The organism is Burkholderia sp. LK4, assembly GCF_001043615.1.
GTDB classification, from domain to species: domain Bacteria; phylum Pseudomonadota; class Gammaproteobacteria; order Burkholderiales; family Burkholderiaceae; genus Burkholderia; species Burkholderia cepacia.
The window spans coordinates 35,641-61,483 of record NZ_LDUL01000026.1 but is presented as its reverse complement, the minus strand read 5'-3'; the positions used below and the strand labels follow the sequence as shown (position 1 = coordinate 61,483).

General features: G+C 67.6%; 25 protein-coding genes. 10 read left to right on the top strand and 15 right to left on the bottom strand.

The annotated features are described in order from the left end of the window. Nucleotides 1-133 precede the first annotated feature (133 nt). Nucleotides 134-1,126, top strand: coding sequence for a DedA family protein/thiosulfate sulfurtransferase GlpE (locus VK92_RS13630; RefSeq protein WP_021162447.1), 993 nt, complete (start codon nt 134-136; stop codon nt 1,124-1,126). Nucleotides 1,127-1,177: 51 nt separating this feature from the next. Here the strand turns inward: VK92_RS13630 and VK92_RS13625 are convergent, their stop codons facing one another. The 7 genes from VK92_RS13625 to VK92_RS13595 all read right to left on the bottom strand — a co-directional run bounded on the left by VK92_RS13625 (nt 1,178) and on the right by VK92_RS13595 (nt 9,051). After that, the gene (locus tag VK92_RS13625) at nt 1,178-2,638 is read right to left on the bottom strand and encodes an OprD family porin (RefSeq protein ID WP_048023808.1); all 1,461 of its coding nucleotides are present in this window, start codon (nt 2,636-2,638) and stop codon (nt 1,178-1,180) included. 165 nt (nt 2,639-2,803) lie between these two features. Beyond that, nucleotides 2,804-3,823, bottom strand: a complete 1,020-nt coding sequence (locus VK92_RS13620; protein WP_048023805.1) for an ABC transporter ATP-binding protein — start codon at nt 3,821-3,823, stop codon at nt 2,804-2,806. After that, complete coding sequence (locus VK92_RS13615; RefSeq protein WP_048023803.1) at nt 3,820-4,812, bottom strand: ABC transporter ATP-binding protein; 993 nt, start codon at nt 4,810-4,812, stop codon at nt 3,820-3,822. Before VK92_RS13615 ends, VK92_RS13620 begins: the two co-directional genes overlap by 4 nt. 1 nt (nt 4,813) lies before the next feature. After that, complete coding sequence (locus VK92_RS13610) at nt 4,814-5,716, bottom strand: ABC transporter permease (RefSeq protein ID WP_021162451.1); 903 nt, start codon at nt 5,714-5,716, stop codon at nt 4,814-4,816. 13 nt (nt 5,717-5,729) lie between these two features. Then, entirely contained in the window at nt 5,730-6,668 is a 939-nt protein-coding gene (locus tag VK92_RS13605) for an ABC transporter permease subunit (RefSeq protein ID WP_021162452.1), read from the bottom strand. Nucleotides 6,669-6,679: 11 nt separating this feature from the next. After that, entirely contained in the window at nt 6,680-8,290 is a 1,611-nt protein-coding gene (locus VK92_RS13600; RefSeq protein WP_042977043.1) for a peptide ABC transporter substrate-binding protein, read from the bottom strand. Between the two features lie 179 nt (nt 8,291-8,469). After that, the gene (locus tag VK92_RS13595) at nt 8,470-9,051 is read right to left on the bottom strand and encodes a cupin domain-containing protein (RefSeq protein WP_021162455.1); all 582 of its coding nucleotides are present in this window, start codon (nt 9,049-9,051) and stop codon (nt 8,470-8,472) included. Between the two features lie 499 nt (nt 9,052-9,550). Here VK92_RS13595 and VK92_RS13590 point away from each other — a divergent pair, with 499 nt between their 5' ends. Beyond that, nucleotides 9,551-11,071 (top strand): peptide MFS transporter, encoded by a 1,521-nt coding sequence (locus tag VK92_RS13590; RefSeq protein ID WP_048023801.1) that lies wholly within the window; start codon nt 9,551-9,553, stop codon nt 11,069-11,071. Nucleotides 11,072-11,188: 117 nt separating this feature from the next. Then, entirely contained in the window at nt 11,189-11,395 is a 207-nt protein-coding gene (locus VK92_RS13585) for a hypothetical protein (RefSeq protein ID WP_048023800.1), read from the top strand. A 34-nt stretch (nt 11,396-11,429) separates the two neighbouring features. Here the strand turns inward: VK92_RS13585 and VK92_RS13580 are convergent, their stop codons facing one another. The 4 genes from VK92_RS13580 to VK92_RS13570 all read right to left on the bottom strand — a co-directional run bounded on the left by VK92_RS13580 (nt 11,430) and on the right by VK92_RS13570 (nt 14,265). Continuing rightward, nucleotides 11,430-12,551 carry an OpgC domain-containing protein gene (locus VK92_RS13580; RefSeq protein ID WP_048023798.1) on the bottom strand — a complete coding sequence of 374 codons (1,122 nt, stop codon included), beginning with the start codon at nt 12,549-12,551 and terminating at the stop codon, nt 11,430-11,432. 175 nt (nt 12,552-12,726) lie between these two features. Beyond that, complete coding sequence (locus VK92_RS42440) at nt 12,727-13,098, bottom strand: hypothetical protein (protein ID WP_197094492.1); 372 nt, start codon at nt 13,096-13,098, stop codon at nt 12,727-12,729. Then, on the bottom strand, nt 13,053-13,952 hold the full coding sequence (gene rarD / locus VK92_RS13575; protein ID WP_048023797.1) for an EamA family transporter RarD: 900 nt from the start codon (nt 13,950-13,952) through the stop codon (nt 13,053-13,055). Before rarD ends, VK92_RS42440 begins: the two co-directional genes overlap by 46 nt. A 16-nt stretch (nt 13,953-13,968) precedes the next feature. After that, the gene (locus VK92_RS13570) at nt 13,969-14,265 is read right to left on the bottom strand and encodes an acylphosphatase (protein WP_006480292.1); all 297 of its coding nucleotides are present in this window, start codon (nt 14,263-14,265) and stop codon (nt 13,969-13,971) included. A gap of 164 nt (nt 14,266-14,429) precedes the next feature. Here VK92_RS13570 and hpnA point away from each other — a divergent pair, with 164 nt between their 5' ends. Beyond that, nucleotides 14,430-15,437, top strand: coding sequence for a hopanoid-associated sugar epimerase (gene hpnA, locus VK92_RS13565; RefSeq protein WP_048023794.1), 1,008 nt, complete (start codon nt 14,430-14,432; stop codon nt 15,435-15,437). 108 nt (nt 15,438-15,545) lie between these two features. After that, nucleotides 15,546-17,000, top strand: coding sequence for a hypothetical protein (locus tag VK92_RS13560; RefSeq protein ID WP_048023792.1), 1,455 nt, complete (start codon nt 15,546-15,548; stop codon nt 16,998-17,000). A gap of 102 nt (nt 17,001-17,102) precedes the next feature. Here VK92_RS13560 and VK92_RS13555 read toward each other — a convergent pair whose 3' ends face one another. Next, complete coding sequence (locus tag VK92_RS13555) at nt 17,103-18,290, bottom strand: glycosyltransferase (RefSeq protein ID WP_048023790.1); 1,188 nt, start codon at nt 18,288-18,290, stop codon at nt 17,103-17,105. A 402-nt stretch (nt 18,291-18,692) separates the two neighbouring features. Between VK92_RS13555 and ispH the strand changes: the two genes are divergently transcribed. Then, nucleotides 18,693-19,634, top strand: coding sequence for a 4-hydroxy-3-methylbut-2-enyl diphosphate reductase (gene ispH, locus VK92_RS13550; RefSeq protein ID WP_048023788.1), 942 nt, complete (start codon nt 18,693-18,695; stop codon nt 19,632-19,634). A gap of 12 nt (nt 19,635-19,646) precedes the next feature. Beyond that, nucleotides 19,647-20,807 (top strand): adenosyl-hopene transferase HpnH, encoded by a 1,161-nt coding sequence (hpnH, locus tag VK92_RS13545; RefSeq protein ID WP_021158681.1) that lies wholly within the window; start codon nt 19,647-19,649, stop codon nt 20,805-20,807. A gap of 237 nt (nt 20,808-21,044) precedes the next feature. Here the strand turns inward: hpnH and VK92_RS13540 are convergent, their stop codons facing one another. Both VK92_RS13540 and VK92_RS13535 read right to left on the bottom strand, forming a co-directional pair. After that, nucleotides 21,045-21,533 carry a hypothetical protein gene (locus tag VK92_RS13540; RefSeq protein WP_048023786.1) on the bottom strand — a complete coding sequence of 163 codons (489 nt, stop codon included), beginning with the start codon at nt 21,531-21,533 and terminating at the stop codon, nt 21,045-21,047. Nucleotides 21,534-21,756: 223 nt separating this feature from the next. After that, complete coding sequence (locus VK92_RS13535; RefSeq protein ID WP_048023785.1) at nt 21,757-22,134, bottom strand: hypothetical protein; 378 nt, start codon at nt 22,132-22,134, stop codon at nt 21,757-21,759. Between the two features lie 505 nt (nt 22,135-22,639). Here VK92_RS13535 and VK92_RS13530 point away from each other — a divergent pair. The 3 genes from VK92_RS13530 to VK92_RS13520 all read left to right on the top strand — a co-directional run bounded on the left by VK92_RS13530 (nt 22,640) and on the right by VK92_RS13520 (nt 24,966). Then, complete coding sequence (locus VK92_RS13530; RefSeq protein ID WP_021158679.1) at nt 22,640-22,993, top strand: DOPA 4,5-dioxygenase family protein; 354 nt, start codon at nt 22,640-22,642, stop codon at nt 22,991-22,993. 138 nt (nt 22,994-23,131) lie between these two features. Continuing rightward, nucleotides 23,132-23,563, top strand: coding sequence for a nuclear transport factor 2 family protein (locus VK92_RS13525; RefSeq protein ID WP_048023784.1), 432 nt, complete (start codon nt 23,132-23,134; stop codon nt 23,561-23,563). Then, nucleotides 23,560-24,966, top strand: coding sequence for an MFS transporter (locus VK92_RS13520; protein ID WP_048023783.1), 1,407 nt, complete (start codon nt 23,560-23,562; stop codon nt 24,964-24,966). The genes VK92_RS13525 and VK92_RS13520 overlap by 4 nt, the downstream gene beginning before the upstream one ends. Before the next feature lie 227 nt (nt 24,967-25,193). On the opposite strand, the gene trhA is transcribed toward VK92_RS13520, so the two are convergent. Beyond that, nucleotides 25,194-25,814 carry a PAQR family membrane homeostasis protein TrhA gene (gene trhA, locus VK92_RS13515; protein WP_021158676.1) on the bottom strand — a complete coding sequence of 207 codons (621 nt, stop codon included), beginning with the start codon at nt 25,812-25,814 and terminating at the stop codon, nt 25,194-25,196. Nucleotides 25,815-25,843: the final 29 nt, after the last annotated feature.

The window sequence follows — 25,843 nt, the reverse complement described above, 5'->3', positions numbered from 1 at the left end:
TCGCAGCGCGTCGGCTCACCGCGCCCCTGCCGCCGTCCGGCGCTTTCCGTCATTCCCGCCGTTGTCTTGAAAAAGGCCGATAATCGGCCCATCTGCGTTTCCTGCCCACGCATGTCCTTTTCGGCCAGCCGTCATGCTCCGTGACCTCGTCGCCCAATACGGGCCGCTTCTCGTCTTCGCCAACGTGCTCGCGGCGGCCATCGGCCTGCCGGTGCCCGCGATGCCGACGCTCGTGCTGTTCGGCGCGATGTCCGCGATGCATCCCGAGATGATCGGCTCGCAACTGGTGACGGTGGTGGCGCTGTCGGTGCTCGGCGCATTGATCGGCGACACCGTGTGGTACGTCGCCGGGCGCCGTTACGGCGGCACGACGCTGAAGACGATCTGCCGGCTGTCGCTGTCGCGCGATACCTGCGTGAGAAAGACCGAACGCTTCTTCGGCCGCTACGGCGTGCGCGTGCTCGCGGTCGCGCGCTTCATTCCCGGGTTGTCGCTCGTGTCGGTGCCGATGGCCGGTGCGCTCGGCACGCGCTACCGCACGTTCGCCGGCTACGATGCCCTCGGCGCCGCACTGTGGACGATCGTCGGCCTGGTGGCCGGGCTGGTGTTCTACCGGCAGATCGACTGGCTGTTCGCCGGCGCGAGCCACCTCGGCCGCGCGGTGCTGCTGGTGATCGTCGCGCTGCTCGCCGTGTATGCGGCGATCCGCTGGATGCGCCGCCGCGCGCTGATCCGCCAGCTCGCCAATGCGCGGATCAGCGTCGACGAACTCGACCTGCTGCTGCGCGACGCCACCGCGCCGGTCGTGCTCGACGTGCGCTCGCCCGAGCATCGCAAGCTCGACCCGTTCACGATTCCCGGCGCGCAATTCGCCGACGATCGCCAGATCGGCGACATCGTCGCGCGCTATCCGCTCTCGCAGAAGTTCGTCGTGTACTGCTCGTGCCCGAACGAAGTAACGGCGGCCCTGATGGCGAAGCGCCTGCTCGACGCCGGCTTCACCGATGCGCTCGCGCTGCGCGGCGGCCTCGACGCCTGGCGCGATACGGGCCGCCAGCTCACGTCGCTCGTGGAAGACATGCCGGCCGCGAACGATCCGGTCGCGGGGCTGCACAAGCCGGCCTGATCGTTTCGATCGAAGCCGGCCGTGCGAAGCGGGGGCGCATGCCCCCTTCGATCAGAACGCGTGCAGCGGCAGGTTCACGACCAGGCGGTACTCGGTGTTCGTCGCATCCGAGTAGTGCGCCGAACCGGCGTGCCACATCGCGATGAACGTGACCTTCGTGTCCTTCAGCTTGCCGCTCTGGAACGTGTACGACGGGATGAAGCCGAACTCGTGGTGACGGCCCTGCACCGGCGCGCCGTTGCTCCAGTAGATGCTCGACTTGCTCGGGTCGAGCGCCGCGCTCGCGCTGCCGTCCGCGCCCCAGCCCGTCACGCCCCAGACCATCGCCTTGAAGCCCGGCAGGCCCGCTTCCTTGCCGTAGAACGTGTAACGCAGCTGCAGCGACTTTTCGTGCGGCGCGTTGTAGTCGACGTCCATCGAGTTGGTCAGGAAGATGCCGTTCGTTTCGTTCAGGTAGTCGAAGAACTGGTCGCCGAGCACCTGCTGGAAGCCGAGCAGCAGCTCGTGCGGGCCGTGCTGCGCGGCCAGCGACAGGCTGTACGCGTTGTTGTTGATCTTGCCTTGCAGCGCATCGCCCGTGTCGTGCGTCGAGTAGACGTTGCCGAAACCCGTCCACTTGATCGTCTGCGGGCTGCCGATGCTGTGCTTCACCGACGCGTAGTACTGGTGCCACACGTCGTCGGCCTGGTTCGCGTACAGCGCGATTTCGCCGTTCGGCGAGTAATCCCACGTGCCGCCGACATACGACAGGCGATTGATGCGCGTGCCGCCGTACTGCGTCGTCAGGTTGGTGAGCGTCGTGTGACCGCGCGCGTTGGTCTTCGTGAAGCTGCCGGCCTCGAGCATCACGTTCTTGAATTCATTGCTGACGAGTGTCGCGCCGAGGAACGTCGGCGGCAGCGCACGGTTGTCGTGCTGCTCCATGAACGGGTTGTCGACGGCCTGCAGACCGTACTTGACCACCGTGTTCGAGATGCGCGCCTTCACGTCGTAGATGCCGGGATAGGCCCATGCGAGCTGGTTGCCGCCACCGCCGCCCTTCGCGATGTGCACCATGCTGCCGGCGCCCTGGCCGCCGTCGAGCTTCAGCGCCGCATACAGCGACGCGTCGAAGCCGATACCGATCAGGCCCGTCGTATAGCCCGACTCGAAGTTCGCCATCGCGCCCTGGACCCACGCGTGGCGATGCGGGCCGCCCTTGGCGTCGAGCACGTCCGCATAGTTGCGGAACAGGAAGTTGAGGTGGCTGTCGGCAATGAAACCCTTCGACTGCGACTGGGCCGACGGCTCGTCGGGCGGCGTGACGGCCTGGGTCGCTTCGGCGTTGACAATGGCGTTCGGGGTCGTTGCCTGCGCAACGGTCGCGCCCGGTGCGGCCTGGGCGACCGTCAGCGGTGCGGGGGCCGCGTCGTCGGCGTGCGCGACGCCCGTCAGCGAGACACCGGCGAGTGCCGGCAGCCCCCATGCGAGCAGCATTTTCGATGCTGTCCCGATCGTCTTCTGTTTTTTCATCGTAATTCTCGTCTTGTGTTGATATCGTCCACGCCGGCTGCGATCCGCTCCCGGCCCCCCGGCGCGCCCGGTTAAGGACGCGCCTGTACCCGCGGCGCGAAGATCGTTCGCGCCGCACCTACCCCTGTTGACCTGCCTTGGTTATGTTTGCTGCGTCACTTCAGCTCACGCCACACCCGCGCGGATGCACGCGACACGCGCCGCCGACCCCTGCCGAACTTCCGGCAGCGGCACGTCCTGCGCGCACGCGTCGATCGCGACCGGGCAGCGCGTGCGGAACGCGCAGCCGGACGGCGGGTTGAGCGGCGAGGGCATCTCGCCCGCCAGCAGCATCGGGCGGCGAGCACGCTCGCGCGCCGGCTCCGGCGTCGGCGCCGCATCGAGCAGCGCCTTCGTGTACGGGTGTTGAGGGACGCCGTACACGTCATGCCGCGTGCCGAACTCCATCACGCGGCCGAGATACATCACGAGCACACGCTGGCTGATCGCCTTCACCACGGCGAGATCGTGTGCAACGAAAAGATAGGACAACGACAGTTCGCGTTGAAGATCGCGCAGCAGGTTCACGATCTGCGCCTGGATCGACACGTCGAGCGCCGATACGGGTTCGTCGCAGATCACGAGCTTCGGCTCGCCGATCAGCGCGCGCGCGATGCCGACGCGCTGGCACTGCCCGCCGGAAAATTCATGCGGATAACGCAGCAGGTGATGCGCGTTCAGGCCGACGCGTTCGAGCATCGTGATCACGCGGCGGCGCACCTCGGTGCGGCCCAGGCCGGCCTGGTGCGTGACGAGCGGCTCCGCGACGACCTGTTCGATCGTCATGCGCGGATCGAGCGACGCGAGCGGGTCCTGGAAGATCATCTGCACTTCGCGCCGCATCGCGGTGCCGCGCAGGTGATCGGGCGCGACGGCTTCGCCGCGCCATTTCACGACGCCGGCCGTCATCGGCACGAGCCCGATCAGCGCACGCGCGAGCGTCGACTTCCCGCAGCCCGATTCGCCGACGAGCCCGACGGTCTCGCCGCGCTTCACGTCGAACGACACGCCGTCGACGGCGCGCAGCGTGCCCTTCGGCGACCACGGGTAGCCGCCGAGCGGCACACGGAAATGCACTTTCAGCCCATCGACGGACAGCAGCGTGTCGTCCGTCGCGCCGGTATTGCGGCGTTCATCGACGCTCATCGCAGACCTCCCGTCATATCGGCCACGGGCCGGTGGCACGCGCGCACCGCGCCCACGGCGCCATAGGTTTCGAGCGCGGGGCGCGCCGCGCCGCAGCGTTCTTCCGCATACGTGCAGCGCTTCGCGAACGCGCAGCCGGCCGGCGCGGTGCCGGGCATCGGCGGATTGCCTGGAATCGCGACGAGCGGCGCATCGTCCGCGTCGGTCAGGCGCGGCAGCGCGTTGAGCAGGCCGATCGTGTACGGATGCGACGGCGCCGCGAAAATCGATTCGGCCGGCGCGTATTCGACGGTGCGGCCCGCATACATGACCATCACGTCGTCCGCGAGGCCCGCGACCACGCCCATGTCGTGCGTGATCAGCACGATTGCCGTGCCGCGCTCGCGGTTCAGCTCGCGCAGCAGGTCGATGATCTGCGCCTGCACGGTCACGTCGAGCGCGGTGGTCGGCTCGTCGGCGATCAGGATCTCCGGCTCGGACAGCAGCGCCATCGCGATCATCACGCGCTGGCGCATCCCGCCCGAGAACTCGTGCGGATACATGCGGATGCGGCGCGCCGCGTCCGGGATACGCACGGATTCGAGCGCCTCGATCGCGCGCTTCGTGGCTTCCCTGCGCGACAGCTTGCGATGCAGCTGCAGCGTCTCGGTCATCTGCCGCTCGATCGTCAGGAACGGATTGAGCGACGTCATCGGGTCCTGGAAAATCATCGCGATCCGGTCGCCGCGCACCTTGTTCAGCGCGCGCGCATCCATCTCGAGCAGGTTGTCGCCGCGATAGCGCGCGGCGCCCGACGTCGTGCCGTTGCCGGCCAGCAGGCCGAGCAGCGCCATCACGGTCTGGCTCTTGCCCGAGCCCGATTCGCCGACGATGCCGAGCGTCTTGCCGGCTTCGAGCGAGAACGACACGCCGCTCACGGCGTCGACCGGCGGCGCGTCCTTGCGCGTGAAGCGCACGCCGAGGTTGTCTACTTCCAGCAGTGCACCCATTTCAGCGATCCTTCGGGTCGAGCGCGTCACGCAGGCCATCGCCGACGAAGTTCACGCAGTAGAGCGTCACGCACAGCATGACGGCCGGGGCCAGCAGCAGCCACGGCATCGATTCCAGTTTCTGCGCGCCGTCCTGGATCAGCACGCCCCAGCTCGTCATCGGTTCCTGCACGCCGAGGCCGAGGAACGACAGCACCGATTCGGTCAGCACGATGCCCGGCACCGAGACCGTCGCGTACACGACGACCACGCCGAGCAGGTTCGGCACGACATGGCGCCGCACGATCGTGGCCGGCGACACGCCGATCGCGCGCGCCGCATCGACGAACTCGCGGCTGCGCAGCGACAGCGTCTGGCCGCGCACGACACGCGCCATGTCGATCCACGAGAACGCGCTGATGGTCAGCACGACCAGCATGAACGAGCGGCCGAACAGGGTCATCATCAGGATCGCGATCAGCAGGTACGGGATCGCGTACATCATGTCGACGACGCGCATCATCACGGCATCGGTGCGGCCGCCCGCGAAGCCCGCGGTCGCGCCCCACGCGACGCCGAACAGGCCCGACACGAGCGTGCCGAGCACGCCGACCTCGATCGACACGCGTCCGCCGATCAGCGTGCGCACGAGCAGGTCGCGGCCGAGTTCGTCGGTACCGAACCAGTGCTGGTTGGCCCAGGTCGGCGGCAGGCTGATCGCGCCCCAGTCGCTCGCGGCCGGGTCGGCGGTCAGCAGCCACGGGCCGACGAAACACGCGATCGTGATCAGCGCGAGCAGCACGAGGCTGAACACGGCCGCACGGTTGTGAAGGAAGCGCGCCATGGCGAGCGCGAGCGGCGAGCGCGAACGCGGCGGCGTGTCGGTCTGCACGGGCAGGCCGACGACGGGAGTAGTCGGAGTCATCGCGGTGCCTCGCTCAATAACGGATGCGCGGATCGAGCCACGCGTACGCGAGGTCGACCAGCAGGTTGAACAGCACGGCGCAGACGGTGGTCAGCACGACGAGGCCGAGCACGAGCGTGTAGTCGCGGTTGATCGCACCGTTCACGACGAGCTGGCCGAGGCCCGGCAGCGCGAACACCGATTCGGTGACGACGGCCGCGGTGATCGACGAGATGCAGACCGTGCCGACCAGCGACACGACCGGCATCAGCGCGGGCTTCAGCGCGTGGCGCAGCACGATCGTCGAGCCCGGCAGGCCCTTCGCGCGCGCGGTGCGGATGTAGTTGCTCGACAGCGTCTCGATCATCGAGCCGCGCATCACGCGCGCGAGCAGCGACATGTTGATGAAGGTCAGCAGCACGATCGGCAGCAGCCGGTACTGCCAGCCGCCGTCACCCCAGCCGCCCGCCGGCAGCCAGCCGTTGCCGGCCGACGTCTTCAGCAGGATCGCGAAGATCCACACGAGCACGGGGCCGAGCACGAACGGCGGCACGACGTTGCCGACGTTGCCGATCAGCATCACGATGCGGTCGATGAAGCTGTCGCGGCGCACGGCCGCGACGGTGCCGAGCAGCACGCCGAGCCCGATCGAGATCGGGATCGACAGGCCGCCCACGCCGAGACTCACCGGCAGCGCCTTGCGCACCAGGTCGTTCACGGACCAGTCGACGTAACGGAACGACGGGCCGAGATCGCCGTGCAGCAGCGCGTTCAGGTACATCAGGTACTGCTTCCACAGCGGCTGGTCGAGGTGATACTTCGCGTTCAGGTTCGCGAGCGTCGCCGCGGACAGCTGCTTTTCCGTATCGAACGGGCCACCGGGCGTCAGGTGCAGCAGCAGGTAGCAGACGGTGACGACCGCGAGGATCGTCGGCACCGCCCACAACGTACGCCTCAATGCGTAGGCCAGCATGATCGCTCCGCTCAGTGCTTGATCAGGTACATGTCCTGCGACGCACGCATGTCGATCACGTTCTTCAGCGAGTAGCCACCGACGTACGGCTTCACGAGACGGTCGGCCGAGTACTGGAACAGCGGCACCATCGGCGTGTCGCTCAGTGCGAGATCGTGTGCCTGCGTGAGCAGCGCGGCACGCGCCTTGTCGTCGAGCTTCTGGTTGCCTTCGTCGACGAGTGCATCGGCCTGCTTGTTGCAGTAGCCGACGGTGTTCTGCGCGCTGCCGCAACGCAGCAGGTCGAAGAACGTCATCGCGTCGTTGTAGTCGGCGAACCAGCCGTCGCGCGCGATCTGCACCTTGCCGTCATGGCGCTGCTTCATCAGCACCTTGAACTCGACGTTCTCGAGCTTCGTGTTGATGCCGAGCTTGGTACGCCATTCGGACGCCGCGAACAGCGCGACCTTCTTGTGCAGGTCGTTGGTGTTGTAGGTCAGCGTGAACGACAGCGGCTTCGCGTCCGAATAGCCGGCCTGCTTCAGCAGGTCCTTCGCGGTCGCGACACGTTTCGCCATCGGCCACGACGCCCAGTCCGGCGTGAACGGCTGCACGCCCTTCGTGCCGTTCGGCATCAGGCCGTACATCGGCTTCTCGCCGGCCTGCGTGAGCTTCTGGGTCAGCACGTCGCGATCGAGCACCATCGACAGCGCCTGGCGCACGCGCTTGTCCTTCAGTGCCGGATCGCTGTTGTTCAGGTAGTAGTAGTACGTCGCGAGCTGCAGGCCCTGGCGCAGTTCGCCGCCGAACTGCTTGCTGACCTGCTGGAAGATCCCCGACGGGATCGAGTAGCTGTAGTCGATCTGGCCGGCCTGGTACATGCGCATCGCCGTCTCGTCGCTCTCGATCGGCAGGTACGTGACCTTGTTGATCACGACCTTCGGCGCATTCCAGTATTTCGCATCCTTCGAGATCACGATGCGGTTGTTCGGCTGCCAGTCGACGAGCTGGTAGGCGCCGTTGCTGACGATGTTGCCCGGGCGCGTCCATGCGTCGCCGAGCTTCGTCACCGTGTCCTTGTTCACCGGTGCGAGCGGCACCATCGCGGTGAGCTCGGGGAAGAACGCGACCGGCACGTCGGTCGTCACTTCCAGCGTGTACGGGTCGACGGCGCGCACGCCGAGCGTCGACGGCGCGGCCTTGCCCGCGATGATGTCCTTCGAGTTCTTCACGAACTCGACGAGGATCGTGTACTTCGAGCCCGTCTTCGGATCGACGAGGCGCTGCCATGCATAGACGAAATCGGCGGCCGTCACCGGCTGGCCGTTGCTCCACTTCGCGTCGTGGCGAAGCTTGAAGATCCACGTCGTCGGCGTCTTGCGTTCCCACGACAGCGCGACACCCGGCACGACCTGGCCGGCTGCGTCGATGCGCGCCAGCCCTTCGAACAGGTCGAGGCCGATCGTGTTGCCGGTCCACGATTCGATGTGCGCCGGGTCGAGCGACTCGACTTCGGCGGGCACCTGGCGCGTCAGGTCCTGTTGGGGAGCGAGCGCGACGTTCGACGGAACGGAAACGGCGTGGGCGACAGGCGTCAGGGCGAGCGCGGCCAGCACGGCCGACATGGCATGCAAGGATTTCATCGTGGCAGTCTTGAGAAGGGTTGTTCGGTGAGCGTCGCACGGCGGATGCCGCGGCTTACGCGTGAGACGCTGACGGGCGCAGCGATTGAGGAGGCCCGTGATTCTCGTATTGCATTTTAGTATTCCTTACGTTTCTTTCGACAGGTATTCCGTCTTCGAAACGAAGGAATACCTGTGCGTTAGAACAGCCTCGGCGTACCCACCCAGACCACCACCGACTCGATCTTCGCGGTGTTGACCCAGCTGTGCGGGACCGTCGACTGATAGTGCGAACTGTCACCGGCCTGCAGGACGAACGTCTTGCCTTCCAGCGTCAGCGACACTTCCCCTTCAATCACATACAGGAACTCCTCTCCTGCATGTGTCGTCACCTCGGACCGCTTCTGCCCCGGCGGCATCCTCACGAGGATCGCCTCCAGCTGGCGCCCTTCGGACACGTTCGTCAGCCTCGCGAACAGGTTCGCCGAATCGGCAAACCCGAAGAAGCGCAGCTGCTCGCCTCGGCAGACCGAGCGTTCCTCGCTCGGCGTATCCACGAAGTACTGCACCGTCACACCGAGCGCGTGCGCGATACCGGCCAACGATGTCAGCGACGGCGACGCGAGCCCGCGTTCGACTTGAGACAGAAACGGCTTCGAAATCCCCGCGGCGGTAGCGGTGTCGTCGAGCGTGCGCTTGAGTCGTTGGCGCAACGCGCGAATCTTGCTGCCCAGAGCGGCGGCAGCATCTGCGGACCGCGAGTTTTCAGTGGGGGGAACCATAGCAGGCCGAAAAGTGATCGTCAAAAAATGTTTGATGGAAAATAACTAAGTTAGAACGATATAGCTTAGTCTTCGGGTTCGCACCCGTCTTCGGTGTTGAGCCCGGTGCACTAAACGGGACACGAAGCGAGCGAAACGACGCGCTATCTTGCCAGACTCGCCGGCTTCACAGGCAAGCTGCAAGCGGCTCTCCGGGAATCTTCGGAGAGCCGGCATGAAAGCTTACAAGTAAATGATGAGACGAATGTTCCTGAAAGCTACTGCCACATTAGGAGTTTCCCTAAGTGGCGGATACCAGACGCACCGGACCGGCAGCCGTTACCATGCGCGCGCCGGTCGGGGCCCCTCCCCGCCACACCAGGCGGAGTCAGGCTCCGGCCCGGGCTAACCGCCCGACTGTTCCATCGCCAGCGCAAAGCTTACCCGGCCCATTGTGCATCGGCGCCAGTTCGACCCCAAGACGACGCGCGATCCGTGCCGTCCGTTTCAAACGAGATTGATGATGCAACCACCTGTTTCACAAACCCGATCGTTCACGACGGTCTTCCTCATCGAAATGTGGGAGCGCTTCGGCTACTACGGCATGGCCGCGCTCCTGGTCCTCTTCATGGTCGACCGGCTCGGTTTCACCGACAGCCATGCGAACCTGACCTGGGGTGCGTTTACCGCACTCGTCTATGCCGCGCCGTCGATCGGCGGCTGGATCGGCGACAAGGTGCTCGGCGCCCGCCGCACGATGATCATCGGCGCGTCCGTGCTCTGCGCCGGCTACCTGATGCTGTCGGTACCGAACGACCAGCTGACGTACATGTACGCGTCGCTCGGCGTGATCGTCGTCGGCAACGGCCTGTTCAAGGCCAACGCGGCGAACCTCGTGCGCCGCATCTATGAAGGCGACGACGCGCGCATCGACAGCGCGTTCACGATCTACTACATGGCGGTCAACATCGGCTCGACGGTGTCGATGCTCGCGACGCCGTGGATCAAGGATCACTGGGGCTGGCACACCGCGTTCGCGGTCTGCTGCGGCGGCATGCTGCTCGCGATCCTCAACTTCATGCTGATGCATCGCACGCTCGCACACGTCGGCTCGCTGCCCGACGACCAGCCGATCCGCTGGAAGCGCCTCGGCGCGGTCGCCCTGGGCGGTGTCGGCCTCGCGCTGGTCACGCTGTACGTGCTGCAGCACAAGCAGCTCGCCGTCGCCAGCGTGTGGACGGCAGCGTTCGCGATCCTCGCGATCTTCGCGTACATGATCGCGAAGTCGGAGCGCTCGGAGCGCGCCGGCCTGATCGCGGCGCTCGTGCTGATCGGCCAGGTGATCCTGTTCTTCATCTTCTACGTGCAGATGTCGACGTCGCTGACGCTGTTCGCGCTGCGCAACGTCGATCCGCGCTTCATGCTGTTCGGCACGACGCTGTTCACGTGGAGCGCCGCGCAGTTCCAGGCACTGAACCCGATCTGGATCATGCTGCTCAGCCCGGTGCTCGTGTGGGTCTACAACGCCGTCGCGAAGGGCGGCCGTGACCTCCCGGTCGCCGCGAAGTACGCGCTCGGCTTCGGCGCGGTGGCCGCGGGCTACCTGGTGTTCACGATCAGCGGCCGCTTTGCGGTGGACGGCCGCGTGTCGTCGTGGTTCATGGTGTGGGGCTACGGCCTCTACTCGCTCGGCGAACTGCTGGTGAGCGGCCTCGGCCTCGCGATGATCGCCCGCTACGTGCCGGCGCGCATGAGCGGCTTCATGATGGGTGCGTACTTCGTCGCGACGGGCGTGTCGCAGTATCTGGGCAGCGTCGTCGCGAACTTCGCGCAGATGCCGTCGCACGAACTGCCGGCCACCGAATCGCTGCCGCTCTACCTGTCGCTGTTCGAGAAGCTCGGCTGGCTCGCCGCGATCGGCATGCTGCTCGCGCTGCTGCTGCTGCCGCTGATGAACCGCCTGTCGCGCCAGCACCAGCGTTGTACGGAAGAGCGCCGCGAGGAATCGCTGCAGGCGCAGGGTGCCGCCACGGCCCAGTAAGGACTATCCCTCGGCGTGCGGCCTGCACGCCACATTCTCCCGCCGGTTGCGCGATTGCGTCCTACACTGGTTGCAAAGCAGTGCATCCGCCGCGATGCGCGCTGGCGGGAGAAGACCATGAAAAGCAAGACCACGAGGCTCCTCCGGATCCTCTCGGACATCCGGTACGCGCAGCGATGCACTGCACTGCGCGCCGCCCGGGCAGCAGCCGAAGCCGACGCGGTACTCGCGGAACGCGACGATCCGGCGCCCGACGAGCGCGACGACGCCGAAACCGACGACCCGACCGCCGTTCCCCGCTCCCGTATCGGCTCACCTCACTGACGCCGCGCCGCACGTTCCGTGCCGCCCGCGCCGCTCACGCGGCCGCACCGCGCCACCGCGCGATCCACGTTCCCGAACCGGCCACGGCCATCATCAGCCCGAGCGCGCACGCGTCGGCCACGAGGCCCACGCCGACGTGCCGCAGGTCGGCACTGCCCACGACCGGATGCAGGAGCGAATCGATGACGAGCGAGATCGCCGCGCCCGCGACGAAGCAGATCAGCCCGCGCTGGCCAACGGCCACGACCGGCCGCACGCCCTGCGCGATCCGCGCGATCCAGCCGAAGCGCACACAATCGGCCATCAGCCACGCGATGGCGGCGAAGCTCACGACGCGCGGCAGCGCGAGATCGCGCTTGAACACGCCTTCCGGCAGCGGCAGCCCCGAGAACAGCTTGTAGCTCGCGCAACCGAGCACGACCGCGCAGGCCAGCCCGGTCGCCGCGGCACTCCAGCGGCCGAGCGCGATGCGCCGGTAGAACGGCTGGCAGCGCGCCAGCACGCCGGCGACGAACATCAGTTGCCACGCGAACGGATTGAAACTCCAGCGGAATCCGTCGGTGTCCAGCAGCTCGGGGCCGAGCCAGCCCGCCGCGATCCACGACGCGATGCCGAGCGCGACGAGCAGCCACGGATGCCGGCGCGCGAACGGCACGAGCACCGGCGACGCGAGCGCGAACAGCACGTACATCGGCAGCACCGACGCGAGATAGGGCTGGCGCTGGAACGTCAGCAGCTCGGCAAGGCCCGTGAGCGGCGACGCGAGCATCACGCTGACGTCGTCGAGCGCGAGGTTCGGCGCATCGATCCCGTAATGGTCGAGCACGGCCGACACGACGAGCATCAGCGTCGAGGTCGCGAGAAACGCGCGGTAGATCTGCATCGCGCGGCGCACGAACCGCCGTTGCGCGGCGCGCGCGCCGTGCCGTTCGGCGATCGCGCCATAGGCGCTCGCGGTCGCGAAACCGCCGAGAAAGACGAAGACCTCGGCCGCGTCGCACAGCGCGAACGCGTGCAGCGTGACGCGCGACAGCACGCTCGCGCCGATGTGGTCGACGACGATCATCAACAGCACGATGCCGCGGAAGAAATCGACTTCGATCAGGCGGCCGCCGCGCGGCGGCCGAGCCGTGGCGGGCGGCACGCTCAACGACATGAGCGCACCCGCGCGACAGCGGTGCGGCACGCACCGGGGAATGGATCGGGAAGAAGAAGGCGCGCGGGATCAGCCGCGATACGCGTATGCCCGCATCGCGCCAACCCGGCCGGCCAGGCACGGAGAGGACCGTTCATTGAAAGGCTGCATACGAAGGGAAGTCGGTGAGGCCAGTCTAATGGCCGATCAGGGGAGACCCTAAGTAACAAAGTGCAACCGAATCTTCTGTTCGATTACACGCGCGAGCCTTGTGATGCGAAGCAGGCGGTATCGCCAGATTCACGACAGCGCGACGCCAGTTTGCGGTCAGCATCGACGGGTTCGACCGCCGGGCGATGGCGATGGCGATGGCGATGCTGGTGCTGGTGCTGGTGCTGGTGCTGGTGCTGGTGCTGGTGCTGGTGCTGGTGCTGGTGCTGGTGCTGGTGCTGGTGCTGGTGCTGGTGCCGATGCCGATGCGATCTGCGCCACGTTCCGCCGCCGCCGCGTCGCGATCGACGCCTATCCGCGCGCGGGCAGGCGCCGCATCAGCATCGCGCTGTGCCACGCGGTCAGCGCAACGGCGACCCAGATCGGCCCGTACGTCGCGAGCTTCGCGACGCTCAGCGTTTCGCCGAGCAGCAACAACGACACCGCGACGAGCAGCACGGGCTCGACGTAGCCGAGAATCCCGAACAGGGCCATCGGCAGCATCCGGCTGGCCTTCAGGTAGCTCGCGAGCGCGAGCGTGCTCAGCACGCCGAGCCCCGGCAGCAGCGCGGCCCACAGCACGGGATGGCCGGCCACGCGCGTCGCGCTCGTCGCGACCATTGCGAACGCGACCGGGCACAGCAGCACGATCTCGACCGCGAACGCGGCGAGCGAATCGGCGTTGATCCGCCGGCGCAGCACGAAATACGGCGGATAACCAAGCGCGACGACAAGCGTCGGCCACGCGAACGCGCGCGTCGCCCACACTTCGTGCGCGACGCCGAGCGCGGCGCATGCGACCGCCGCCCATTGCAGCGGATCGAGCCGTTCGTAATAGTAGAAGCGGCCGACGAGCACCATCGTCAGCGGCAACAGGAAATAGCCGAGCGACACCTCGAGCATGCGCCCGTGCAGCGGCGCCCACAGGAACAGCCACAACTGCGCCCCGAGCAGCGCGGCGCTCACGGGCACCGCGATCAGCAGGCGCCAGTCGCGCACGCTGCGCCGAAGGAGGTCGACGAGCGCCGGCCAGCGGCCGCGCAGCGCGATCAGCGCGAGCGCGCCCGGTGCGGTCCACAACACGCGCCACGCGAAGATGTCGAGCCCCGTGAGCGGCGCGAGCAGTTTCGCGTAGGCGGACATCAGCGCGAACAGCGTCGATGCCATCACCGACAGCATGAGGCCGCGCCCGGCCTCCGGATACCCCGTCATGATCGTTCCGTGCCGCTTACTGCTGCTGGAAGCGCTCGAAGCGCTTCTCGGTCCGGCGTTCCTCGAACGTCACCTCGGTCACGCGCGCGGCCGGCGGCCCGTGGCGCAGCCACGCGAGCATCCGGTCGATCTGCGCGCCGGGGCCCTGGATCATCGCTTCGACGGTGCCGTCCTCGAGATTCGCGACCCAGCCGCGCAGCTTCAGCGCATGCGCCTCGCGCACCGTCGCATGCCGGAAGCCGACGCCCTGCACGACGCCGCGCACCCGTACGTAGTAGGTCTCGATCCGTTCGTCCAGTTCATTGCGGCTCATCGCGTCGTCCTCCCGTTGCGTTCAAGCCCGGCATTGTAGTCGCGTCGGCCGCTTCGCACATGCCCGCACCCGCCGCGGCCTTGCGTCGCCGCGCGCGCCGACCACGTACAATCTCGCCGACGCTCAACCGCCGCGCCGCCCGCGCGCGGCCCTGAAGGAAACGCATGACTGATACCTCCCGCGATCTCGTTCTCGTCACCGGCGCGTCCGGTTTCGTCGGCTCGGCCGTCGCGCGCATCGCGCAGCAGAAAGGCTATGCGGTGCGCGTGCTCGTGCGCCCGACCAGCCCGCGCACGAACGTGGCGGATCTCGACGCCGAGATCGTCACCGGCGACATGCGCGACGAGGCGTCGATGCGCGCCGCGCTGCGCGGCGTGCGCTACCTGCTGCATGTCGCGGCCGACTACCGGCTGTGGGCGCCCGATCCCGACGAGATCGAGCGCGCGAACCTCGAGGGGGCGGTCGCGACGATGCGCGCGGCACGCGCGGAAGGCGTCGAGCGGATCGTCTATACGAGCAGCGTCGCGACGTTGAAGGTGACGAGTTCGGGCGATCCGTCCGACGAGAACCGGCCGCTCACGGCCGAGCAGGCGATCGGCGTCTACAAGCGCAGCAAGGTGCTCGCGGAACGCGCGGTCGAACGGATGATCGCCGACGAAGGGCTGCCGGCCGTGATCGTCAATCCGTCGACGCCGATCGGCCCGCGCGACGTGAAGCCGACGCCCACCGGCCGCATCATCGTCGAGGCCGCGCTCGGCAAGATTCCGGCGTTCGTCGACACGGGGCTGAACCTCGTGCACGTCGACGACGTCGCGCACGGCCACTTCCTCGCGCTCGAGCGCGGCCGGATCGGCGAGCGCTACATCCTCGGCGGCGAGAACCTGCCGCTGCAGCAGATGCTCGCCGACATCGCGCAGATGACGGGCCGCAAGGCGCCGACGATCGCGCTGCCGCGCTGGCCGCTGTACCCGCTCGCAGTCGGCGCGGAAGCGGTCGCGAAGTTCACGAAGAAGGAGCCGTTCGTCACCGTGGACGGGCTGCGGATGTCGAAGAACAAGATGTATTTCACGTCCGCGAAGGCCGAGCGCGAGCTCGGCTACCGTGCGCGCCCGTACCGCGAAGGGCTGCGCGATGCGCTCGACTGGTTCGGCTCCGCCGGCTACCTGAAGTAACACAAAGCGGCGTACTTCACGCCGCTTTGCGCACTTTGTTACACGTCCCGCGCGGCCCGGCACCGGCGCAGCGGTTAAAATCGCGGGTCTTACGCAGAGAAGACACGCATGAACCTGAACGATCAGATCGCTTCGCTCACCGTGGGCGTCGATCAGCTCCTCCACGATCACCACGCCGCGCAACAGGCGGCACGCAGCGCGGAAGCCTTCGCGCGCGCCGCAGCAGCGGAAGCCCGGGCCGCGGCAGAGCGTCACGCCGCCGCGGAAACCGAAGCGCAGGCCGCCGCGCAACGCCACACGGCCGCCGCCGCCGAAGCCGAGGCCGCGCAGCAGCGCCACGCCAGCGCGACCGCCGCCGCCGAAGCCGCCGCCCAGCGCCATACCGATGCCACCGCGCAAGCCGAAGCCGCCGTGCAACGCCATGCGGAAGCCACCGCGCTGACCGAAGCGCTCGCGCAGCGTCACGCCGATGCCGAAGCGGCGTCGCAGCGCCACGCGGCGGCGATCGCCGAAGCCGAGGCCGCCGCGCAGCGTCATCACGCCGCGGCCACCGAAGCCGAAGCGGCCGCGCAGCGCCATGCGGCCGCGACCGTCGAAGCCGAGGCCGCCGCGAAGCGTCACGCGGACGCGACCGCCGAAGCCGAAGCGGCCACGCAGCGCCACGCGGCCGCCATCGCGGAAGCCGAAGCCGCCGCGAAGCGTCACGCGGAAGCGATCGCCGAAGCCGAAGCGCTCGCGCAGCAGCACGCGCAGGCGATCGCGGAAGCGCAGGCCGCCGCGCAGCGTCACGCCGACGCCACCGCCGAGGCCGAAGCCGTCACGCAACGCCATACCGAAGCGATCGCGCAGGCCGAGGCGGCCGCGCAACGCCACGCCGATGCCGCCGCGCAGGCCGAGGCCGTCACGCAACGCCACACCGAAGCGATCGCACAAGCCGAAGCGGCCGCGCAGCACCACGCGAAGGCCATCGCCGACGCCGAGGCGCTGGTCGAGGCCGTCGTCAAGGAAGCCGCGACGAGCGCGATGGCCGCCACGGCCGTTGCGGCGGAAGTCGTCGAACCCGCGCCGGCCGACACGCCGGTGGCGGAACCGGCCGTGAACGCGCCCGAACCGGCCGTGGCCGAAGCGGTGGAGGCAACGGCCGACACCGGGACGGCAATCGTCGCGACGGCGCAAGCCGACACGCCGGTTGAAGCCGAAGTCGAAGCCGACGCAGCCAACACGCCGGCGCCGTCCGACAAATCGACGCTGCACGTGTCGCGTCCGACGCAGAACGAACTCACGCTGACCATCAACGGCGAATCGATCACGCTGCATCCGGAGCAACTGGGCCAGTTGATCGAGGAACTCGCGCATGCGCGGGCGTCGATGCAGCCGGAGCCGCCGCCCGGCATCCCGGCCGGCTGGCGCTTCGTGACGACGAAGAACCCGATGATGGCCGTGCAGAAGCAGTCGAACGGCGACCGCCTGCTGGTCGCCCGTCACACGGGCTACGGCTGGGTGCCGTTCACGTTCTCGCCGGACGTCGTGGTCCAGATGTACATGATGCTGACCCAGCGCTAGGCAGCGGCAGGCAGCGCCCGCCGAAAACGAAACAGCCCGACCGTTTCCACGATCGGGCTGTTTGTTTTCCAGCTGCCGGGAGGCACGCCTCCCGGGATGCGCTCAGCGATCCACCGGCGCCTGCACGCGGGCCTTCCACTGGCCGCCCTTGCCGCGCCAGTAGCGCCACGCGGACGCGAACGTCGCGCCGACGTAGAACAGCGCGACGAGCGGCAGCGCGGGCGCCCACAGCGGCGAGCGCCGGTAGTAGCGCAGCATCGGCGCATACGCGGCGCACATCGACGCCCACGCGAGCCACGCCGGCCATGCGCGCGCACCGTACGCGAGCGCCGCGGCGGGCGGCACGAGATAGATGATCGTCATCCCGAGCAGCGTGCCGGCCAGCAGCAGCGGCGAATAGTGCAGCTGCGTGAACGCGGTGCGCGCGATCATGTTCCAGATGTCGCGCCAGCTGTCGTACGGACGCAGCGACACGCTGCGGTCGGCCAGGTCGAGCCGGATCGGGTGGCGGCCGCTGCCGCGGTGCTTGATCTGCGCGGCCAGGCTGCAGTCGTCGATCAGCGCGCCGCGGATCGACTCGATGCCGCCCGCTTCCTCGAGCGCCATGCGCTTCACCAGCATGCAGCCGCCCGCGGCACCGGCCGTCCGGTTGCGCGGGTTGTTGATCCACGAGAACGGGTAGAGCTTCGCGAAGAAGAACACGAACGCCGGGATCAGCGCCTTTTCCCAGAACGAATCGCAGCGCAGCCGCACCATCAGCGACACGAGATCGCGGTTCTCGGCCTGCGCGCGCGTGACGAGCTGCGCGACGGCGTCCGGCGGATGGCCGATGTCGGCGTCCGTCAGCAGCAGGTAGTCGGCCGGCAGGCCGAGCGCCTGCACCGCGGCGATCCCCTGCGACTGCGCCCACACCTTGCCCGACCAGCCGGCCGGCAGCGGCTTCGCGGCCAGCACCGTCAGCCGGTCGGCGCGGTTGATCGCGAGCGCGGCCGCGCGGGCGGCGTCGGCGGTGCCGTCGTCGCTGTGGTCGTCGACAATGATCAGATGAAATTCGCCCGGGTAATCCTGCTCGAGCAGCGAAGTCGCCGCCCGGGCGATCACGTCGGCCTCGTTGCGCGCCGGCACCACCGCGACGACGGCCGGCCAGCCGGCCTCGGCCGCGGCGCCGCGCGCCTCGGGCGGCAACGGCCGCGCGGGCACCGCGCGCCAGAAACCGCCACGCGCGACGAGCAGCACGATCCAGATGATCAGCGACAGCCCGGACACCAGGAAAGCGAGAACCAGCATCATCGGCGCGCCTCCTGCCGGGCGCCGGGTTCGGCAAGATCAATGGGGGTCAGGAACAAAGCGCCCGAAACCGCACGGGCGGCCGGGTAATACGCGTAAGAATCGACGGTCATCGAATGGCCTTGAAATGAGCGCGACGCCGGGCAGCCGGAGCGGCTGCCCGCGAAACCGCATAGTTTACTGGGTTCCGCACGCGCCAGCGCCGACGCGGCTCTCCCGCAAATGCAACACGGCGGATACAGCACCAAAGCAAGGACGGCCCGATAGAGTTAAAATGCGCGATTGATTCGGGGTTCCGGGGCCTGGCCGGCCGGTTCGTTCCTGCCTTCATAACATCAAGCCGGGGCGAGCGAGCGAGTGCCAGCTCCTCGAACCCCGGCGTCTGTCGTCGGAGTTCGCTCACTTATGCGAGTCATCCTTGCCCAGCCCCGCGGCTTTTGTGCGGGGGTTGTCCGTGCGATCGAGATCGTCGATCGCGCGCTGCAACAGCACGGTGCGCCGGTCTATGTGCGTCACGAGATCGTGCATAACCGGCATGTCGTCGAAAACCTGCGTGATAAAGGGGCGCGATTCGTTGAGGAGCTCGACGAGGTGCCCCACGGCGCTGTCGCGATCTTCAGCGCGCACGGTGTCGCCCAGACGGTCGAGCGCGATGCGCAAACGCGCGGGCTCGACGTGCTCGACGCCACCTGCCCGCTCGTCACGAAAGTGCACGTGCAGGGCCGCCAGTACGTCGCGGCGGGCCGCCGGCTGATCCTGATCGGCCACGCGGGGCACCCGGAAGTCGAGGGTACGATCGGCCAGATTCCAGCCGAGGTGATCCTCGTGCAAAGCGAAGCGGAAGTCGATACGCTGACGCTGCCCGTCGACACGCCGGTCGCGTACATCACGCAGACCACGCTGTCGGTCGACGATACGCGCGGCATCATCGAAGCGCTGCAGCGCCGGTTCACCGACATCGTCGGCCCGGACACGCGCGACATCTGCTACGCCACGCAGAATCGCCAGGCTGCCGTGCGCGAACTGAGCGAACAGGTCGACGTACTGCTCGTGGTCGGTGCGACGAACAGCTCGAACTCGAACCGCCTGCGCGAGATCGGCACCGAAAGCGGTGTGCCGAGCTACCTCGTCGCCGACGGTTCGGAAGTCAGGGCCGAATGGTTCGCGAATGCGACGACCGTCGGCCTGACCGCCGGGGCGTCCGCGCCCGAGGAAATGGTTGAAGATGTAATCGGCGCGTTGCGCGCGCTGGGGCCCGTCGACGTCACGACGATGGCGGGCCGTGAAGAAAAAGTCGAATTCAAGTTGCCGGCGAAGCTCACGCAAGCTGTCGCCCGCGAAGTTTAAGGAGGACATCTCTTGTCTATTCCGCTGCTCCAGCAAGTCCGCGTCGGCGCGTACATCACACGCCAACACCTGTCCGGCAACAAACGCTATCCGCTCGCGCTGATGCTCGAGCCGCTGTTCCGCTGCAACCTCGCTTGCAACGGCTGCGGCAAGATCGATTACCCGGATCCCATCCTGAACCAGCGCCTGTCCGTCCAGGAATGCCTGGAAGCGGTCGACGAGTGCGGCGCACCCATCGTGTCGATCGCCGGCGGCGAGCCGCTGCTGCACAAGGAAATGCCGGAAATCGTCCGCGGCATCATGAAGCGCAAGAAGTTCGTCTACCTCTGCACGAACGCGCTGCTGATGGAAAAGAAGATGGACGACTACCAGCCGAGCCCGTACTTCGTCTGGTCGGTCCACCTCGACGGCGACGCGCAGATGCACGACCACTCTGTGTCGCAGGAAGGCGTGTACGACAAGGCGGTCGCGGCGATCAAGGAAGCGAAGCGCCGCGGTTTCCGCGTGAACATCAACTGCACGCTGTTCAACGATGCGATCCCCGAGCGCGTCGCGAAGTTCTTCGATACGCTCAAGCCGATCGGCGTCGACGGCATCACCGTGTCGCCGGGCTACGCGTATGAGCGCGCACCGGATCAGCAGCACTTCCTGAACCGCGACAAGACGAAGAACCTGTTCCGCGAGATCCTGAAGCGCGGCGAAGGCGGCAAGCGCTGGTCGTTCAGCCAGTCGTCGCTGTTCCTCGACTTCCTGGCCGGCAACCAGACGTACAAGTGCACGCCGTGGGGCAACCCGGCGCGTACGGTGTTCGGCTGGCAGAAGCCGTGCTACCTGGTCGGCGAAGGTTACGTGAAGACCTTCAAGGAACTGATGGAAGACACGAACTGGGACAACTACGGCGTCGGCAACTACGAGAAGTGCGCGGACTGCATGGTCCACTGCGGCTTCGAGGCGACCGCCGTGATGGACACGATGGCGCATCCGCTGAAGGCGTTCGCCGTGAGCCGCAAGGGCATCAAGACCGACGGCCCGTTCGCACCGGACATTCCGATCGACAAGCAGCGTCCGGCCGAGTACGTGTTCTCGCGCCACGTCGAGATCAAGCTCGAGGAAATCCAGCGCGCCGGCAAGGGCAAGCTGCAGAAGCCGGCGAAACCGGCAGCCGCCGCTTAAGCGCGTTTCGCCACGCGGGAGGCTTGCCTTCCGCGCCGGCGGGAAAAAAGAAGCGCCACGGAGCCTGCTCCGTGGCGCTTTTGTTTTGGGCCGAGGTGTCGAGTCGCGTTCCGCCGTCGCCCTGTGGAAACGACAGACCACGACAGCCGTTAATCGCTGCTTCGGCGATTAACAGCGGCCGTGCCGGTGCGGCCGGCCCTGTCTCCTCCAGACTCCCGGCAAAACCAACGCGAGACGCTACGCGGCCAGCGATTCGGCCGCGTGCATGCGGATCTTCTCCGCCGCGCCCGCGACGAGCGCCGGCTGGCCGCTCGACGCGAACGCGCAGACGTGCTCCCACAGCTCGGCCAGCCGACGCCGCGTGAGCGTCGTGACGCACGTGTCGTTCGCCGCGAGCACATGCTCGAGCACCGCGCATTCGTCGTCGTGCAGCGTCCATGCGCCGCCTTGCGCCGCGCGTGCCACGCCCGCGTCGAGCACGCGCTCCGCGTCGACGCACAGGTCGATGTCGGCATCCGCGCACACCGCATCGTCGAGCGCCAGGAACACCAGGTAGACGCTCGTGCGCAACCGCATCAGCAGCGCCTCGTTGCCATGCCCGCCGCGCAGCGCGACAAGCGCCATGTGGCATTTCAGCGAGATGTCGCGTGCATGCACCGGAGGCAGCGGCAGCAACCACTCGCGGGTCAGCGGCACGTGGCGGCGGTGCTTCCGGGAGCCCTTCATGACGGGCTCCCGCTTGCAGGCGCATCGCTCGCCGCGACGGCCGGCCACGCGGTGCGGCACGCAACGGCATCACGGCGCGCATGGCGGCGGTGTTTCGCACGACGTCGCGCGCCGCGCGTATCGTCCCGCCGCTGCGACGCTCGCGCGGCCGGCAGCCGGCGCAGCGCCGACGCTCGCACGACGCAGGCAAATCGGATCGGGCAAGCCATGCTCGTCTCCTGCATCAGAACGTGTTCTCGCCTTTCAGGTAGTACGCGGTCTTCACGAAGAACGCCTTGACCGGATGGCCGCCCTGCGCGTCGCGTGCGGCGCGCGCCTCCATCTCGGCCCGCTCTTCGCGCGACCGGTCCGGCACCGGATTGCGGACACGTTCGAGCGCACGCTGCATCGCGAGCGGATAGTTCTGGTTGCCGGCCGACGTCGCGCGATAACCCGCGCGCGTCATCTGCATCAGTTGCACGTTGGTTTCGGCACGCGCCGCCGACCAGCTCGACAGCGAGGCATTCGATGCCCCATCGGAAACCGCCGACTGCGCAAAGCTGACGGCGGGCAGCGCAACGAGTGCGCAGGAAAGTACCGCAACGGGAACGAGGGATCGCATAGTGGCCTCCAGGTGGTTGTCCCCGCATCGATCGTGTTCGACGATGCGTTGAAAGCATCGTATGTCGCGCTGCATGCCGCTTGAATAGCCGATTCCGCAATTGATATTTTCGGCTGCGGAATACGGTGCGCGAATCACGTCATGCGCGAATCCCGCCCAATCGGAATTTCCTTATTTCATTCAATGCCCTGATCGCATTTGTTCAGACGATCCGAAGCCGTGCATACAGCGCTTTTTCAATTTCGGAAATGACGTGTTGCCGATGCGATCGCAGCGGGCGCACCTTCCGGCAAGGCTTCCGGTGTGATATCGCGCGTGCGGATACCCGCGGATAGTTATCTCAAACCGCGGCGTTGCCGGATCGAACGGTTCTCGTGATTCAGGACAAGCATCGCATCCAGCTTGCCGGATAGCGACACGACGTGCGCGGCAAGGACGCGCGATAATCACGCATCGGCCGTTTCGCACGGCACCTCATGCATTCCCATTTTTATCGAGTCCTTCCATGGCTGCCCTCGACACCACCGAGATCCACAGTTGGCATGCGCACGTCTATTTCGATGCGGCCAGCCGCGACGCCGCGTGGGCGTTGCGCCAGGTCGTCGACGAACGGTTCGGCGCGATCATCGAACTCGGCCGCTTTCACGAACGCCTCGTCGGCCCGCACCCGGCGTGGTCGTACCAGATCGCGTTCGACACCACGCGCTTCGACGAAATCGTGCCGTGGCTCGTGCTGAATCACGGCGCGCTGGATATCTTCCTGCATCCGAATACGGGCGACGAACTGCGCGACCATCGCGATTGCGCAGTGTGGATCGGGAAGTCGTACGTGCTGAATCTCGACGCGCTGGCCGGATAACGGCCGAAAATCGGCCGGAAAGCGGCCGATAAGCGCCGCCTTCGCCGCGGCGGCATCCACGTTTCGGGTCGACGTGAAACGTCCCGCGACGGCGCGCTCATACAGTGGGTTCCGTTATCGACACTTCCGGAACCCGCCATGACACAACCCGATCCCGATGCCCGGCGCATTTACGAAGGCTGGCACGCGGCCGTCGTCGCGCGCGACGTCGATGCGCTGATGGCGCTGTATACCGACGACGCGGTGCTCGAAACGCCGCTGATCGTCGTCACGCTGCCCGGTCACGGCTCGGGCGTGCTGCACGGCAAGGCCGCGATCGGTGCGTTCTTCGCGGCCGGCCTGCGCAATCCGGGCAACCGGCTCGGGCGCTGGTACCGCACCGGGTTGTTCTTCTCGAACGGCCGCCAGCTCACGTGGGAATATCCGCGCGCGACGCCGGAAGGCGACCAGGTCGATCTCGTCGAAGTAATGGACCTGCGCGACGGACTGATCGCGCATCATCGCGTGTACTGGGGATGGGTCGGCTTTCTCGCGCTGCGGGCCGCCGCGCCGGCGCCCGAACGCGCATGACGGCCGCCGCGCCGAACCGTGCCGCGGCCCGCCGCGTGCTCGCCGCGACCTGCGTGAGCTACACGCTCGTGCTGCTCGACGCGTCCATCGTCAACGTCGCGCTCACCGATATCGCCCACACGTTCGGCAGCCGTATAGCCGGCCTGCAGTGGATCGTGAATGCGTACACGCTCGCGTTCGCGAGCCTGCTGATGACGGGCGGCACGCTCGGCGACCGGCTGGGCGATCGCACCGTCTATGTCGCGGGGCTCGCGATCTTCGTCGCCGCATCCGCGCTGTGCGGCATCGCGCCGAGCCTCCCGGCGCTCGCGATCGCCCGCGCGCTGCAAGGTGTCGGCAGCGCGATGCTGGTGCCCTGCTCGCTCGCGCTGCTCAACCGCGCGTTCCCCGAGCCGGCCGCGCGCGCATCGGCAATCAGCCTGTGGATGGGCTGCGGCGGCATCGCGATGGCGTCGGGCCCGCTGATCGGCGGCCTGCTGATCCACCTGTCCGGGTGGCGCAGCCTCTTCTTCGTGAACCTGCCGCTCGGGCTTGCCGGCATCTGGCTCGCCCGCACGGTCACGCGCGCCGCCGGCGACGCGTCGCGACATTTCAACTGGGGCGGCCAGGCCGCGGCCATCGTCGCGATCGCCACGTTGATCGGCACGCTGATCGAAGGCCCGTCGCTCGGCTGGCGCTCCGCGCCGATCGTCGGCGGCGCGGCGACGAGCGCCGTCGCGTGGATCGCGTTCATCGCGATCGAAGCCCGCCGCCGCGAACCGATGCTGCCGCTCGCGTTCTTCCGCAACCGGCTGTTCGCCGGATCGACGTTCGTGTCGATGGCATCGGCGTTCGTGTTCTACGGCTTGCTGTTCGTCCTCAGCCTGTTCTATCGGCAGATCCGCGGCGCGAGCCCGCTCGACACCGGGCTCGCGTTCCTGCCGATGACGGCGATGGTCGCGCTCGGCGGACTGTGCTCGGGCAGGCTCGTTGCACGCTTCGGTGCGCGCGGTTCGATGTGCGCCGCATTCGCGCTCTATGCGGCCGGCGCGCTCGGGATGACGGGCATCAGTGCGGCGACACCGGCGTGGCTCGCCGTCGCGCCGATGCTCGCGATCGGCTTTGCATCGGGATTCATCTCGCCGGCCGCGACGTCGCCGGCGCTCGGGACGGTCGACCGCCGCCGCGCGGGCGTGGCGGCGGCCGCGCTGAACGCGGCGCGGCAGAGCGGGTCGGCGCTCGGTGTCGCGATCTTCGGCGCGTGCATCGCGACCGTGCAGCCGTTTCCGGTGGCGATGCGGGTGGCGTTGCTGGCGGCTGTGGCGATATCCGGGTCTGCGATGGCGACGTGGTGGATCGCGACAAGGGAAGTGCTGAAAGTGGGCGCTCACACGGTCGGGATTCGTGTGCTCGAAGGCGAATAGATCATTCGCCCGAAGCGAAAGCGTTTCACGACGAACAGCGCCACGCACGAGCGGATCTTCCTGCACACGCCCCCTGGTTCATCGCATTACGTCCGCATACGCGTTGCGAACACAACGACCTCGTGTGCCGGTGCGCCGACATGCGTCAACCCGATGCCGGTGCGATCGTCGATCAGCGACCGGTCGACACGGCGGCGGCAGCGGCGGCGGCTGACGCCGCCTTCCGCTCACGCAACGTACATCGCGACGCTGACGAACTGGCACAGGCTGCCGGCCAGCACGAACAGATGCCAGATACCGTGCCCGTGGCGGATGCGTTCGTCGTTGATGAAGAAGTAGATACCCGCGCTGTAGATCAGGCCGCCGGCCACGAGCCACGCGGTGCCGACCGGCGGCAGCGCGTGGATCAGCGGACGTACCGCGACGAGCGCGAGCCAGCCCATCGCCACGTACAGGATCATCGACAGCATGCGCGTGCGCCGCCCGAGCGTCAGTTCCTGCACGATGCCGAACACGGCCAGCCCCCAGCTCACGCCGAACAGCGACCAGCCCCACGGGCCGCGCAGCGTGACCAGCGTGAACGGCGTATAGCTGCCGGCGATCAGCAGGTAGATCGCCGAGTGATCGCACTTCTGCAGAATGGCCTTCAGGCGCGGGCTACGCACGCTGTGGTACAGCGTCGAGATCGCGTAGAGCACGCAGAGCATCGCGCCGTACACACTGAAACTCACCACCTTGTACGCGTCGCCTTCGAGCGCGCCCATCGTCACCAGTGTTACCAGCCCTGCCACCGATAGCACCGCGCCGACGAGATGGGTAATGCTGTTGAAACGCTCACCGGCATGCACGACGGGCTCCTCCTGTGCGGGTTCATCGG